Below are 13,740 nucleotides of genomic sequence, written 5' to 3'. Positions count from 1 at the left end.
GTGAGGCGCGGGATAGGACCGTGCCGCATGTCTCAAACGGTCATTCTCAATAGCACCAAGGCGGCGGTCTTTCGACCACCGCCCAATATCGACGAGCCACTCGAACTCAGAGTGTGCGGGTCACCATCTCGACGCGGAAGCACTCGATGATGTCGCCGACGCGCATGTCTTCGTAGTTCTGGAAGGCCATGCCGCATTCCTGGCCGCCCGGGACTTCCGAAACCTCGTCCTTGAAGCGCTTCAGGGTCTTCAGCGTGCCTTCGTGGATGACCACGTTGTCGCGGATCAGGCGCACGCCCGCGCCACGCTCGACCTTGCCCTCGGTGACACGGCAGCCGGCGATCTTGCCGACCTTGGTGATGTCGAAGATCTCGAGGATCTCGGCATTGCCGATGAAGGTCTCGCGACGCTCCGGCGACAGCAGGCCCGACAGAGCCGCCTTCACATCATCCACCAGGTTGTAGATGATCGAGTAGTAGCGGATCTCGATGCCCGCGGCCGCGGCCGCGGCACGCGCCTGCACATTGGCGCGCACGTTGAAGCCGATGATCGCCGCGCCGGACGTTTCCGCCAGCGAGACGTCGCTTTCGGTGATGGCGCCGGCGCCGGAATGAACGATGCGCGCACGCACTTCGTCGGTGCCGAGCTTGTCCAGGGCAGCATTGATCGCTTCGATCGAACCCTGCACGTCGCCCTTGATGACCAGCGGGAATTCCTTCAGCCCGCTCGTCTGCAACTGCGACATCATCTGTTCGAGCGAGCCACGCTGGCCGGCATGCCTGGCCACCGCCTTCTCGCGTGCCAGACGCTGGCGATATTCGGTGATCTCGCGGGCGCGGGCCTCGTTGTTGACCACCGCGAAGCGGTCGCCGGCCTGCGGGGTTCCCTGAAGGCCGAGCACCTCGACCGGCATCGCCGGCGGCGCTTCCTTGATCTGCTCGCCGCGATCGTTGACGAGCGCGCGCACACGGCCCCATTCGTTGCCGGCGACGAGGATGTCGCCCGGCATCAAGGTGCCGGTCTGCACCAGCACGGTGGCGACGGGACCACGGCCCTTGTCGAGCTGCGCCTCGATGACGACACCTTCGGCGGTGCGGTCGGGGTTGGCCTTGAGGTCGAGGATTTCGGCCTGCAGCAGGATCGCTTCGAGCAACTTGTCGAGATTGGTGCCCTTGGTCGCCGACACTTCGACGTCCAGCACCTCACCGCCCATCGATTCGACGAAGACCTCGTGGCGCAAGAGTTCCGAGCGCACTTTCTGCGGATCGGCGTCATGCTTGTCGATCTTGTTGATCGCCACGATGATCGGAACGCCGGCCGCCTTGGCATGGCTGATCGATTCGATCGTCTGCGGCATGACGCTGTCGTCGGCCGCAACCACCAGGATGGCGATGTCGGTCGCCTGGGCGCCACGGGCACGCATGGCCGTGAAGGCGGCGTGGCCGGGCGTGTCGATGAAGGTGATCTTCTGACCGTTCTTCTCGACCTGATAGGCGCCGATATGCTGGGTGATGCCGCCGGCCTCGCCGGAAACGACATTGGCGTTGCGGATGGCATCGAGCAGCGACGTCTTGCCGTGGTCGACGTGGCCCATGATGGTGACGACCGGCGGACGCGACACGAGGTCTTCCGGACGGTCGGCGATGTTGAACAGGCCTTCCTCGATGTCGGACTCGGCGACGCGGCGAACCGTGTGGCCGAATTCGGTGGCCACCAGCTCGGCCGTGTCGGCGTCGATGACGTCGCCCGGCTTCAGGATCTGGCCCTGCTTCATGAAGTACTTGACCAGGTCGACAGCACGCTCGGACATGCGCTGCGCCAGTTCCTGGATGGTGATGGTCTCGGGCAGGATCACTTCGCGCATGACCTTTTCGCGCGGCTCATTGTGCATCGCGCGCTTGAATTTTTCCTGGCGGCGACGCATCGACGACAGCGAACGGGCCCGCGCATCCTCGTCGGACAACGCGGAATTCAGTGTCAGCTTGCCACGGCGGCGGTCTTCCTCGCTCTTGGTCGGCTTGGCCGGGCGCGCCACTTCGGGCGTGACCAGGCGGCGCACCGGCGCACCAGCGATCGCCCGCTTGGGCTTGACCTCTTCCTCCTCGTCGGCGGTCGCCAACTCAGCGGCTTGCGGTGCGCGGCGGCGAGCCTCTTCCTCGGCGCGACGGCGCGATTCGGCCTCGGTCTGCAGCCGTGCCTCTTCCTCGGCCTGGCGGCGCGCGGAGTCCTCGCGTTCGCGCTTGCGGCGCTCTTCGTCCTCGGCGCGGCGCTTGGCCTCTTCGGCCGCGCGCTGACGGTCTTCGACCTCGCGGACCTTCGAGCCCTCGAGCGCCCTGCGGCGCGCGTCCATTTCGCTGCGCGACAATTCGTTCAGCACCATGCCGCTGCGCTCGACCGGAGGCCGCGGCGGAGGCGGCGCCTTGGGCGCTTCCTGCACGACAGGTGCCGCCACGACCGCCGGCTTCGGCGTGAAGACGGGCGCAGCCGGAGCGGCAACCGGCTCCGGCTTATCGCCGGGCAGCGAGAACTTGCGCTTCTTGGTCTCGACCACGACCGACTTGGTACGGCCGTGCGAGAAGTTCTGGCGCACAGTGCCTTGTTCCATGCCGGGGCGCTTCAGCGTCAAGGTCTTCTTCGGTGTAACACTCAACGTCTTGTCGTCGCCCGATTTCGTATCGTTCATTCCATATCCTCTGCAGCATCATCTTCGTCAGCAACGGCCGCAAGCATTGCAAGATCGTCCGGGGTTCCGCCCCGATATCGGTCGAGCGCAACCATGCGCTTCTGGACCGCCTTACCCGCGTCTCCCGCGAGGACGGCAGCATGTATCACATTTGTACCCCCCAATGCCAAGCTCAACTCGGCCTCGGAGAAAAGTTTGTAGGCAAGGATGGAAGGGCCGCCAATATGGACGGTCGCCCGCCGCGCCTGGCTGATCTTGCGTACGCCGTCGTCGGATGCCTCGGTCGCGTGGAGCACGAAAAGCGCCAGCCCGCCGCGCACCGCGCTCTCCACCTTGGTGGCACCCAGCGAAATCGCGCCTGCCTTGCGGGCAAGGCCCAGCATGCCTAGAGCGGATCTGGAGAGCAACCCGTCGACCATGCCGCCGAGATCGGGCGGTACGACCACCTGTGCCTTGAAGGCGCGGGCAAAAAGGTTCTTGGCCGCCGCCTTCTCGATATGTAGGCGGTCGGCACTCACCCAGCAACCACGGCCGGGCAGATTTCGCTTGAGATCGGGAACGACGGCCGAATCCGGACCGACGACGAACCGGATCAGTTCATCCGGTTCGGCCTGTTTTCGGGTGACGATGCAGGTGCGATCGTTCATCTCGTCCAAGGGCGGGTTGTGTGCGATGCGGTTTCACCTCACGCACCAACGGCTTCGTCAGCCGTTTCTTCTTCGGCCGCAAGCTCGTCCTCGGTGATCCAGCCGGCCTTGAGGCGAGCGGCCAGAACCATCTGCTCGGCATCGGCGCGCGAAACGCCGTGGTTGGCCAGCACGCCGGGATAGACCTTGGTCTCGCCGTCCTTGCGTTCCTTCCAGCCGGTGAGGTCGTCGGCGGCATAGCCGGCGAAATCCTCGATCGTCTTCACGCCGTCCTCGCCGAGCGTCACCATCATGGCGGTGGTGACGCCTGGAATTTCGCGCAGATCATCCGAAACGCCCAGCGCCTTGCGCTTCTCGTCGTGCTCGGCTTCGATCTTCTCCAGATATTCGCGGGCGCGGGTCTGGATTTCAGAGGCGGTATCCTCATCGAAGCCGTCGATGGAGGCGATTTCGCCGGCATCGACATAGGCGACTTCCTCGACGCTGGTGAAACCTTCGGAGGCCAGCACCTGACCGACCATCTCGTCGACATCGAGCGCTTCCATGAACAGCGCCGAGCGCTCGACGAATTCCTTCTGACGGCGCTCGGATTCCTCGGCCTCGGTCAGGATGTCGATATCCCAGCCAGTGAGCTGCGAGGCAAGGCGCACGTTCTGGCCGCGGCGGCCGATGGCCAGCGACAGCTGATCGTCGGGAACCACCACTTCGATGCGCTCCGCATCCTCGTCGAGCACGACCTTGGCGACTTCCGCCGGCTGCAGCGCATTGACGATGAAGGAGGCGGCCGAAGGCGACCACGGAATGATGTCGATCTTCTCGCCCTGCAATTCGCCGACGACGGCCTGGACGCGGCTGCCGCGCATACCAACGCAGGCGCCGACCGGATCGATCGAGCTATCACGCGAGATGACGGCGATCTTGGCGCGCGAGCCCGGGTCGCGGGCGACCGACTTGATCTCGATGATGCCGTCATAGATCTCAGGCACTTCCATGGTGAAGAGCTTGGCCATGAACTGCGGATGGGTGCGCGACAGGAAGATCTGCGGGCCACGCTGCTCGCGGCGCACGTCGTAGACATAGGCGCGGACGCGATCGCCATATTTGTAGTTTTCACGCGGAATCAGCTCGTCGCGACGAATGATCGCTTCGCCACGGCCGAGATCGACGATGACGTTGCCATATTCGACGCGCTTGACGGTGCCGTTGACGATCTCGCCGATACGGTCCTTGTACTCGTCGTACTGGCGGTCACGCTCGGCCTCGCGCACCTTCTGCACGATAACCTGCTTGGCAGACTGGGCGGCGATGCGGCCGAAATCCATCGGCGGCAGCTGTTCGGCGATGAAATCGCCGAGCTGGGCGTCGGGATTGCGCTCGCGGGCGGAGGAAATGGCGATCTGGGTGGCGTAATCGTCGACCTTCTCGACCACTTCCATCAGCCGCTGCAGCTTCATCTCCCCGGTGTTCGGGTTGATGTCGGCGCGGATGTTGGTCTCCTGACCATAACGCGAACGCGCCGCCTTCTGGATCGCATCGGCCATGGCGGCGATGACGATCGACTTGTCGATCGACTTTTCACGCGCGACCGCATCGGCAATCTGCAGCAGTTCAAGTCTGTTGGCGCTTACAACCATGTTCTTTCTCCCGAGCCTGTTCGCCGGACCTTTGCGCCCGGCAGCTCAATCAAATTTCCTGTTCGTGTTCTTCCGTGACGTCCGGTTCCGCACCCTCGGACACATCGTCGTCCGGTTCACCGCGGCGTCTCTTGGCTTCCTTGCGCGCCCTGTTGTCCTTCGACAACGCTTCGCGAATGAGGTCGTCGGTCAGGATCAGCCGGACATCGGCAATGGCATCGTAGGGCACGCGCACCGTCGGCTCCTCACCATAGGCCGCCTTGTCGCGCTCGATCAGCACATCGTTCTCACCAGCCTCGGCGATCTTGCCCTTGAAACGCTTGCGATCGGCGACGACGACCGAAGTCTCCATCTTCACCAGATGACCGGTCCAGGTCACGAAATCCGATTTGCGCACCAAGGGCCGATCGATTCCGGGCGAAGAAACTTCGAGATGATAGGCCTTTTCGATCGGATCATCGACGTCGAGCGCCGGCGACACCGCGCGGCTGACCTCTTCGCAATCCTCGACGGTCATGGTGCCGTCCTCACGCTCGGCCATGATCTGCAGCGTCAGTCCGTTCTGGCCGGACAGATGCACGCGCACGAGGCGAAAGCCGATGCCGCGCAGCACCGGCTGGACGATCAGCGCAATGCGCGCATCGATGCCGCTTTCGCGGATGATGCGGTCGTCACCTTCGCTTGCCGTTGCAGTCATCAATTGCCTGTCGTTCGTTTCGAACCTATCGGCAGGTAATAAAAAAGAGCGGGACCGGGTGGACCCACTCTTCGTCATACCGACCAAGAATTTGAGGCTGATATAAACGATCCGGGCTGGTGTTTCAAGTCCGCAGTCCCGGCCGGACAAAAGCCTGTGGGTTCAGGGTTGTTCCAGGCGCATGGCCGCCATGCGGCAATCCCCCTGTGAGAGCCCGCGTCGCGCTCTTATTTGTTAGCCATCAAATGAATTGAATTGGCGCGCGCTGGCGCGCGGAAGGACAAGATCATGAGCAACCGCAGGATATTCTCCGCCTTGGGCGATCTCTTCACCACATTCGGCAGCGCCGTTGCCGCATCGCGCGCCGTGGAAGCCGGGCGTAAGCCACGAGCCGACGACCTGCGCAATCTCGGCATGGACCCGGCCATATTCAACAGGATCGGCCGTTTCTGACTGCGATGAGCATTCGATTCGGCTCCCGGTAAGTTGCCGGAGCCGTCGACGGTCGGGAGCGCCTACGTCCTGATGAAGGTAAGATAGGCCGGCCGGCGCCCCTCGCGAATGGCCTTGGCCTCATAGCGTGTACCCGGCCAACCCTCATAGGGACGATGCCAGTCGGCTGCCTCATCCGCCTGCCACGCAAAAGCGCCATGCGCCCGGCAATGCAGCAAGGTCCAGTTCACATAAGTGTCGATGTCGGACGCGAAGCGGAATTTTGAGCCCGGCTTCAGGACGCGCGCGAAACGGTCGAGATTGACCGGGCTGACGAAACGCCGCTTCCAGTGCTTCTTCTTAGGCCAGGGGTCGGGATAGAGAAGGTCGATACCGTCGAGCGAGGACGGCGGCAGCCAGTCAAGCAACTGGGTGGCGTCGTCGTCGTAGACCCTGAGATTGGCCAGCGGCGCTGCCCGCACCGCCATCATCATCTTGGCCATGCCGTTGACGAAGGGCTCCACGCCGATGAAGCCGATCGTCGGCGCCTCGGTCGCGCGATGCAGAAGATGTTCACCGCCGCCAAAGCCGATCTCGAGCCGAACCGCCGAAACCTCGGTTTTGAACAGGGTCCGCGGATCCGACGGGGCTTCAGCCGTCAGATCGAGCCGATAGGCGCCAAGCCCGCTTTCCAGCGCCGCCGCTTGCTGCGGGCGAACGGGTTTGCCGCGCCGACGGCCGAAGAAGGCTTCGGTCGTGCGGCTTGGCCTGTCCCCGTCACGCATCGATTGGCGCAAGTCCTGCCGCCGCCCTCAGGCCGCGACAGCATCCTTGAGCGCCTTGGCCAGATCGGTCTTTTCCCAGGAGAAAGACCCGTCACGGCCAGCCTTGCGGCCAAAATGGCCGTAAGACGACGTCTTGGCGTAGATCGGCTTGTTGAGATCGAGATGACGGCGAATGCCGGAAGGCGACAGGTCCATCACGGTGCGCAGGGCATCCTCGAGTTTGGCCTCGTCGACCTTGCCGGTGCCGTGCAGGTCGACATAGACCGACAGCGGCTGCGCGACGCCGATGGCGTAGGACAGCTGGATGGTGCAGCGGTCGGCAAGCTTCGCCGCCACGACGTTCTTGGCCAGGTAGCGCGCCGCATAGGCGGCCGACCGGTCGACCTTGGTGGTGTCCTTGCCGGAGAAGGCGCCGCCGCCATGCGGGGCCGCGCCGCCATAGGTGTCGACGATGATCTTGCGGCCCGTCAGGCCGGCATCGCCGTCCGGACCGCCGATGACGAACTTGCCGGTCGGGTTGATGTACCACATGCAGTCGTCAGCGATCTTGAGGTCGCCCAATGCCTCGCGGATATAGGGTTCCACGACCTTGCGGACCTTCTTGGAATCCCAGCTCGAATCGAGATGCTGGGTCGACAGCACGATCTGCGTCGCCTCCGCGGCCTTGCCGTCGACATAGCGAACGGTGACCTGGCTCTTGGCATCGGGGCCAAGCTTGCCGGCCTCGCCATTGTTCTCGTGACGGGCGGCGGCCAGGAGTTCGAGGATCTTGTGGCTGTAGTAGATCGGCGCCGGCATCAGGTCAGGCGTCTCGCGGCAGGCATAGCCGAACATGATGCCCTGGTCGCCGGCACCTTCCTCGCCCTGACGGTCGGCCGCGTTGTCCACGCCCTGGCCGATGTCGGGCGACTGGCCATGCAGCAGGACCTCGATCTTGGCCGTCTTCCAGTGGAAGCCGGCCTGCTCGTAGCCGATCTCGCGGATCGCCTTGCGGGCGACGGATTTGAACTTCGCCGGATTGACGATCGGGTGGCCCGCGGCATCCTTGAGGATGTTGCCGGCCTTGTCCTTCTTCAAGAGCGTCTCGGGGACGCGCACCTCGCCGGCGATGACGACGCGGTTGGTGGTCGCCAGCGTCTCGCAGGCCACACGGACTTTCCACGGGTCCATGCCGGTCTTCTTGGCTTCACGATAGACCAGATCGACAATTTCGTCGGAGATCCGGTCACAGACTTTGTCGGGATGGCCCTCGGCAACGGATTCCGAGGTAAAGAAGTAGTTCTGCCGCGTCACGGGTGTCCCCTCTTGAAAAACGATCGGCAGGCTGCCGATTTTGGCGCGCCACGTGTTAGCGGGGCAAAGCGCTGCTCGTCAAGCGTTGCCGCCGGTCTGGCCTGAATGTCGGAGACGATATCTTGTGCCACCGGCGGCGCACGCCGCCGGTGCGAAGCGCATCGCGGATCAGTCGAGATCGTCCTCGGCGAGCGATTTCACCAGGTCTATGATCCTGCGGCGCACCTTGACGTCGGCGATCTTGACAAAGGCCCGGTTGAGCTGAAGCCCTTCGGGACTGCCGCAGAATTCGACGGCGAAAGCCATCGAGCTATCCTCGGCAAAACCACGGTTGGCCGTCAGCTCCTGGCCCGGCGCATCCTCGAAAAAGAAGGCGACGGGCACGCCGAGTATGGAGGCTATCGCCTGCAGACGGCTGGCGCCGACGCGATTGGTGCCCTTTTCATATTTCTGGATTTGTTGAAACGTGATGCCGAGATTCTCGCCCAGCTTTTCCTGGCTCATTCCGAGCATATTGCGGCGAAGCCGGACCCGGCTTCCAACGTGGATGTCGATGGGATTCGGTTTCTTCTTGTTTTCTTCTGTCATTTTTTCCTCGCCGAATTTTTTCGGCTTTGTGATTTTTTTCCTGCCCAAAGAAAACCGGAGGCGACTGCCCCAACAGAACGATCCACCGGCTTCGAGAAATTTTCAGGCGGTACAGTATGAGTTTCTAATGTGCCAACTGTCAATTCACCCGTAGCCTTTGCCTTACGTTCAACAGCACCCCTCCCAGCGCAAACAGCAACATGATCAGCGTTCCGTTAATGCGCCGCTGACGGGACGAAATCACCGTCTGTTCGGAAACAGGAACCTTCACATCGATGGCCCCGCGCGCGTCGATGGCCAGCGCATCGACGACGCGGCCACGGGGGTCGACAACGGCCGAGATGCCGTTGTTGGCAGCACGCAACAGGGGCAATCCGTTCTCCACCGCGCGAATCTGGGCCTGCCTGAAATGCTGATACGGTCCCGGCGTGTCGCCGAACCATGCATCATTGGTAACGTTCACAATAAGCTGCGCTGACGTTGCGTCAACTGCCACCAGATCGGGAAAGATCACCTCATAACAGATAAATGGCAGGGCACGAATGCCACCCGGCAGCGTGATGGGATGACGCTCGTTGCCAGCCGTGAACGTCATCGGCCCAGCGACGAGCTGTTCGATGCCGAAACGGCCGAGCAGGTCGGCAAAAGGCAGGTACTCGCCGAACGGCACCAGATGAACCTTGTCCACGGCATCGGCGATCTCGCCCTTGTCGTTGATCGCCACGACGGAGTTGTAGTAGCGGCTGTCGGGGCTTGCCGCCGAGCCGCCCTCTTCGCGCACGACGCCAGCGATCAGCATCTGGCCGTCGCCCAGCATGTCGCCCAGCGCCGTCAAGGCATCGGGGCGCTCGGTGAAAAGGAACGGCACCGAGGTTTCCGGCCAGAGAATCAGTTGCGGTCTTTCGTGACCTGGATCCGGCGCCTTGGAAGACAGGCCCAGCAAGGTGGCGAAGATGCGGTCACGCACCGAGGCATCCCACTTTTCCGACAGGTCGACGGCCGGCTGGACGATACGGACATCGAGACTGCGCGCCGCCGGCTTTTCGGGGGCCGCGATCCTGACATAGCCAAAGCCGGCATGGGCGGCGACGAGCAGGACAAACAGGGCGGCGCCCAGCCGAAGATGCCGGCGCGCCGCCAGCAGCGCCGGCAGTGCGAAAAGGAAAACCGCGAGCGCGTTCATGCCGATCATGCCGGTCACCGAGACGCTTTGCATCAAAAGGGGGACCGGCATCGCCGCGTAGCCGATGGCATTCCAGGGAAATCCGGTGAACAGGAAGCCGCGCAGCCACTCCGCCAGCGCAAAACCGAAGGCAAGGGCAGCGATACGGCCGATATCGCTGCTCCACAGGAGGCGGGCGACCATCGTTGCGAAGCCATAGAAAAATGCGAGCGCGAAAGGAATGCCGACCACGGCGAAGGGAAGCGCCCAGGCAAAATCGTCGGCCTCGACCAGCAGCGCCGAGCCGATCCACCAAAGGCCGGCGAGGAAATAACCGAAGCCAAACCACCAGCCGACGGCGAAAGCCGGCCGCAGGCGCCGGACCAGGCTGCCGGAGGCTTCGCCGGTCGCGCCGTCGAGCAGCCAGACCAGCACCGGAAACGAAATGAAACAGGCGGCGAAGAAATCGTAAGGCGCCTGGCCCAGCACCGCCAGCGCTCCGGCGAGAAAGGCCACGAGCGCGCGGCGCCAGCCCCAGAGCAGAATTATCCGGCCGGCAAGGCGCACCATGAATACTTCCGAGTCGCGCGAATCAGGAGCCAAGATTTATCAGGCCGCGGCCTGCACTCCAAACGCCGGCCGCATGACCGACCATGGCTCTACCGGTGCCAACCCTCGATGCGCAAGCCACCCAGGCGCTCGGCCTCCTCACGGGAAACAGAACGGATTGGCTGCGTGAACGTCCAGACATGGCCTTCGGGATCGCGCGCCCGATACTGGCGTTCGCCGTAGAACTGGTCCGCCGGTTCCTGGATTATGGCGGCACCGGCCGCGCGGGCCTGCTCGCAATGCGCATCGAGGCCGTCTTTCAGCCTGATATAGACCGACTGCGTGTTCTTGCCACCGACCGATGCGGGGCTCGCGACATGATCGGCCCATTCAGAATCGACGATGATACAACCATCCCCGAACCGCATCTCGGCATGGATCAGTTTCCCGCCGGTATCGCGGACCACCATGCTGGGCTCGAAGCCGAAGGCCGCTTCGAGCCAATCCAGCGCCGCACGCGGGTCGCGGTAGAACACGCCAGAACCGAGGACCGGATGCTTGAACGGATCCTCGATTGTCATTGCGCGGCAGCTTTTCAGGCCTGTTCGGTGCGCGCCGTGGCGCGCCGGCGGCGCTCGCCCTTCTGGCTCTGCACGATGCGCACGCGCTTGACGCGGCGCGGATCGGCATCGAGCACATGGAACTCGAAGCCAGGGATGGCCTGCACCACCTCGCCACGCGCCGGCACGCGGCCGAGCGTGTTGAAGATCATGCCGCCAATGGTGTCGACATATTCGCCATGTTCCCCCGCGGCGAAATCCTCGCCGATCATCTTGGCGACCTCGTCGATCTCGGCCTTGCCGTCGACGATGAACACGCCGTCGCCGGTCTGGGTGATCATCGGCTCATCGTCGTCGTGCTCGTCCTCGATGTCGCCGACCACCATCTCGACGATGTCCTCGAGCGAGACGAGGCCGTCCGTGCCACCATATTCATCGATGACCAGGGCCATTTGCGTGCGCGTCGTCTGCATGCGGCCCATCAAGTCGGAAGCAAGCATCGACGGCGGCACGAACAGGACCTGGCGGATCAGATTGAGCTCGCCGATGGTGCGCGCGAGGTCGACCTGGGCAAGATCAAGAACCGTGGCGACGGGCGTTTTGCGGCTCGTGCGGCCCTTCCTGACGCGCGCCAGCTTGGTGATATGGGCCAGCACGTCTCGGATATGGACCATGCCGCGCGGGTCGTCGAGCGTCTCGGAATAGACCGGCATGCGGGAATGGCCGGATTGTTCGAACATGCCAAGCAAGTCACCAAGCGTCGTGGCGATCTCGACCGCCTCGATATCGGCGCGCGGAACCATGACGTCCTCGACGCGCACTTCGCGCAGGCGCAGGATGTTGTTGAGCATGGCGCGCTCGCCAGGCGAGAAGGATTCGACATCGCTCGTCGTCTCGGCGAGCGCGCCGGCGATCTCCTCGCGCAGGCTGGTGCCGTTGCGTTGCCGGAACAGGCCCAGCACGCGGTTGAACAGGGAGGGACCGGCAGGCGACGGCTCGACGACAGCGCTGCCAGCAATGGTACTCGGACTTGATCCCTCTTCCGACGTATCGGAAGCCTTGGTCGCACTGCCGGCGTCGGGGCGGGCGGCAGTCTCTGGTTTGTCGTTCATCGTCGTCCGGTCAATTGGTCTTTTTTAGTTACGCGTAGGGATCGGGAATGGCAAGCCTTGCAAGCGCGGCGCGCTCGATGGCTTCCATCTCCTCGGCCTCGGCGTCGGTCTCGTGATCATGGCCCATGAGGTGCAGCAGGCCATGGATGACGAGATGGCAGATATGGTTCTCCAGCGGCTTGTCTTCCAGTGCCGCTTCGCGCGCCACGGTTTCGGCGGCAAGCACGATGTCGCCGAGCATCGGCGGCAGTGGGCCACCATTCACATGCGGAAAAGCCGGGAAAGACAAGACGTTGGTGGGCTTGTCCTTGCCGCGCCAGTCCGCATTCAAGGTACGGATATGGGCATCGTCGGAAAAAACAATGCTGAGTTCGGAATGACCCGTCACACCGGTCTCGGCAAAGGCGGCATCAACCGCGCGATCGACCAGCCGCGTCAGGCTTGCTTCATCGGGCCAGCCGCCCGCTTCAATCGATATATCGATCTCGACGGGAACCGGAAGGCTCCCGCCGCCGGATGTGTTGTCCTCAGGCATGAGGCTGCATCGTCACATCAATTCTCGGCGCCAAGGCCGCGCGCCAGCTTGGCGTCCCGGTCATAGGCCCTGACGATTTCAGCCACCAGCGGATGGCGAACGACGTCGACATCGTTGAAGCGCACGGTTACCGCGCCTGCAACACCGTCAAGGACACGCAAAGCCTCGACCAGGCCCGATTTGGTGCTCGGAGGAAGATCGATCTGGGTCGGATCGCCGGTGACGATCATGCGCGAATTCTCGCCGAGACGGGTGAGAAACATCTTCATCTGCATCGGCGTGGTGTTCTGCGCCTCGTCGAGGATCACCGCGGCATGCGCCAGCGTGCGGCCGCGCATGAAGGCTAGCGGCGCGATCTCGATCACTTCGGCCGCAATGGCGCGCTCGACCTTGTCGGCCGGCATCATGTCGTAGAGCGCGTCGTAGAGGGGGCGCAGATACGGATCGACCTTCTCCTTCATATCGCCCGGCAGGAAGCCCAGCCGTTCGCCGGCTTCGACTGCCGGCCGCGACAGGATGATGCGCTCGACCATGCCACGCTCGAGCAGCATCGCCGCATGCGCCACCGCCAGGTAGGTCTTGCCGGTGCCGGCCGGACCGATGCCGAACACCAGCTCCGAACGCTCCAGCGCCCGCATATAGGCGTCCTGGTTGAGCGAACGGGCATAGATCGTCTTCTTGCGGGTGGCGATCTGGGCGGCGGAAACCTTGCCCTTGCGCTCCAGTGTCGGCAGTGTGAGCTGGTCGTCGGCGGCGATAGCCATGCGAACGGCACCGTCGACATCGGACTGGCCGATATCGACGCCTTTCTGCAGGATGCCGTAGAGATTGTCCAAGGCACGGCGCGCCTGTTCGGCGGCGGACGCCGATCCTTTGATGGTCAGCTGGTTGCCGCGCGAACGGATATCGACGCCGAGCTTCTGCTCGAGCCGGGCGAGGTTTTCGTCGAACTGGCCGTAAAGGGCGCTGGCAAGCTTGTTGTTGTCGAAAGTCAGAACGATGTGCGCCATGTCAGAAGCCCCGGATGCCGGTACCGGGGGCAGATTCTTCAGCTCCGCTGCGC

At 63.5% G+C, this 13,740-nt stretch carries 13 protein-coding genes; 1 reads left to right on the top strand and 12 read right to left on the bottom strand.

Going from position 1 to position 13,740, the window contains the following annotated elements:
• Positions 1-106: 106 nt before the first annotated feature.
• From infB to rimP, 4 genes are read right to left on the bottom strand one after another with little or no spacing between them, the layout of a single operon-like run.
• Positions 107-2,683 carry a translation initiation factor IF-2 gene (infB, locus tag EN845_RS25835; protein WP_127279032.1) on the bottom strand — a complete coding sequence of 859 codons (2,577 nt, stop codon included), beginning with the start codon at positions 2,681-2,683 and terminating at the stop codon, positions 107-109.
• Positions 2,680-3,330, bottom strand: a complete 651-nt coding sequence (locus EN845_RS25830; protein ID WP_013891268.1) for an RNA-binding protein — start codon at positions 3,328-3,330, stop codon at positions 2,680-2,682. The genes infB and EN845_RS25830 overlap by 4 nt, the downstream gene beginning before the upstream one ends.
• 38 nt (positions 3,331-3,368) lie before the next feature.
• The gene (gene nusA / locus EN845_RS25825) at positions 3,369-4,964 is read right to left on the bottom strand and encodes a transcription termination factor NusA (protein ID WP_027142036.1); all 1,596 of its coding nucleotides are present in this window, start codon (positions 4,962-4,964) and stop codon (positions 3,369-3,371) included.
• A 49-nt stretch (positions 4,965-5,013) separates the two neighbouring features.
• A complete protein-coding gene (rimP, locus tag EN845_RS25820) occupies positions 5,014-5,661 on the bottom strand; it encodes a ribosome maturation factor RimP (protein ID WP_127279033.1) in 648 nt (215 codons plus the stop codon).
• 288 nt (positions 5,662-5,949) lie between these two features.
• Between rimP and EN845_RS25815 the strand changes: the two genes are divergently transcribed.
• Positions 5,950-6,114, top strand: a complete 165-nt coding sequence (locus tag EN845_RS25815; protein WP_127279034.1) for a hypothetical protein — start codon at positions 5,950-5,952, stop codon at positions 6,112-6,114.
• 62 nt (positions 6,115-6,176) lie between these two features.
• Here the strand turns inward: EN845_RS25815 and EN845_RS25810 are convergent, their stop codons facing one another.
• The 8 genes from EN845_RS25810 to EN845_RS25775 form a co-directional block, all read right to left on the bottom strand.
• Positions 6,177-6,878 carry a tRNA (guanosine(46)-N(7))-methyltransferase TrmB gene (locus EN845_RS25810; RefSeq protein WP_127870741.1) on the bottom strand — a complete coding sequence of 234 codons (702 nt, stop codon included), beginning with the start codon at positions 6,876-6,878 and terminating at the stop codon, positions 6,177-6,179.
• A 27-nt stretch (positions 6,879-6,905) separates the two neighbouring features.
• Positions 6,906-8,171 (bottom strand): methionine adenosyltransferase, encoded by a 1,266-nt coding sequence (gene metK / locus EN845_RS25805; protein WP_127279030.1) that lies wholly within the window; start codon positions 8,169-8,171, stop codon positions 6,906-6,908.
• A gap of 168 nt (positions 8,172-8,339) precedes the next feature.
• The gene (locus EN845_RS25800; RefSeq protein WP_127279029.1) at positions 8,340-8,759 is read right to left on the bottom strand and encodes a helix-turn-helix transcriptional regulator; all 420 of its coding nucleotides are present in this window, start codon (positions 8,757-8,759) and stop codon (positions 8,340-8,342) included.
• Between the two features lie 139 nt (positions 8,760-8,898).
• On the bottom strand, positions 8,899-10,491 hold the full coding sequence (lnt, locus tag EN845_RS25795; protein WP_127279028.1) for an apolipoprotein N-acyltransferase: 1,593 nt from the start codon (positions 10,489-10,491) through the stop codon (positions 8,899-8,901).
• An 89-nt stretch (positions 10,492-10,580) separates the two neighbouring features.
• Positions 10,581-11,051 carry a VOC family protein gene (locus EN845_RS25790; RefSeq protein ID WP_127279027.1) on the bottom strand — a complete coding sequence of 157 codons (471 nt, stop codon included), beginning with the start codon at positions 11,049-11,051 and terminating at the stop codon, positions 10,581-10,583.
• A 14-nt stretch (positions 11,052-11,065) separates the two neighbouring features.
• Positions 11,066-12,142, bottom strand: a complete 1,077-nt coding sequence (locus EN845_RS25785; protein ID WP_127870740.1) for a hemolysin family protein — start codon at positions 12,140-12,142, stop codon at positions 11,066-11,068.
• Between the two features lie 28 nt (positions 12,143-12,170).
• Entirely contained in the window at positions 12,171-12,677 is a 507-nt protein-coding gene (gene ybeY, locus EN845_RS25780) for an rRNA maturation RNase YbeY (protein WP_127870739.1), read from the bottom strand.
• 17 nt (positions 12,678-12,694) lie between these two features.
• On the bottom strand, positions 12,695-13,687 hold the full coding sequence (locus EN845_RS25775) for a PhoH family protein (RefSeq protein WP_224536181.1): 993 nt from the start codon (positions 13,685-13,687) through the stop codon (positions 12,695-12,697).
• Positions 13,688-13,740: the final 53 nt, after the last annotated feature.

This window comes from Mesorhizobium sp. M8A.F.Ca.ET.202.01.1.1 (genome assembly GCF_004791595.1).
GTDB lineage: Bacteria > Pseudomonadota > Alphaproteobacteria > Rhizobiales > Rhizobiaceae > Mesorhizobium.
This window is presented reverse-complemented; position numbering and strand designations above follow the sequence as displayed.

Excerpts from the sequence above, each read along its gene's own strand:
- nusA (WP_027142036.1), bottom strand. The coding sequence starts at position 4,964 with ATGGTTGTAAGCGCCAACAGACTTGAACTGCTGCAGATTGCCGATGCG.
- infB (WP_127279032.1), bottom strand. The coding sequence starts at position 2,683 with ATGAACGATACGAAATCGGGCGACGACAAGACGTTGAGTGTTACACCG.
- EN845_RS25775 (WP_224536181.1), bottom strand. The coding sequence starts at position 13,687 with ATGGCGCACATCGTTCTGACTTTCGACAACAACAAGCTTGCCAGCGCC.
- EN845_RS25800 (WP_127279029.1), bottom strand. The coding sequence starts at position 8,759 with ATGACAGAAGAAAACAAGAAGAAACCGAATCCCATCGACATCCACGTT.
- EN845_RS25785 (WP_127870740.1), bottom strand. The coding sequence starts at position 12,142 with ATGAACGACAAACCAGAGACTGCCGCCCGCCCCGACGCCGGCAGTGCG.
- EN845_RS25810 (WP_127870741.1), bottom strand. The coding sequence starts at position 6,878 with ATGCGTGACGGGGACAGGCCAAGCCGCACGACCGAAGCCTTCTTCGGC.
- EN845_RS25790 (WP_127279027.1), bottom strand. The coding sequence starts at position 11,051 with ATGACAATCGAGGATCCGTTCAAGCATCCGGTCCTCGGTTCTGGCGTG.
- EN845_RS25815 (WP_127279034.1), top strand. The coding sequence starts at position 5,950 with ATGAGCAACCGCAGGATATTCTCCGCCTTGGGCGATCTCTTCACCACA.
- lnt (WP_127279028.1), bottom strand. The coding sequence starts at position 10,491 with ATGGTGCGCCTTGCCGGCCGGATAATTCTGCTCTGGGGCTGGCGCCGC.
- ybeY (WP_127870739.1), bottom strand. The coding sequence starts at position 12,677 with ATGCCTGAGGACAACACATCCGGCGGCGGGAGCCTTCCGGTTCCCGTC.
- EN845_RS25830 (WP_013891268.1), bottom strand. The coding sequence starts at position 3,330 with ATGAACGATCGCACCTGCATCGTCACCCGAAAACAGGCCGAACCGGAT.
- rimP (WP_127279033.1), bottom strand. The coding sequence starts at position 5,661 with ATGACTGCAACGGCAAGCGAAGGTGACGACCGCATCATCCGCGAAAGC.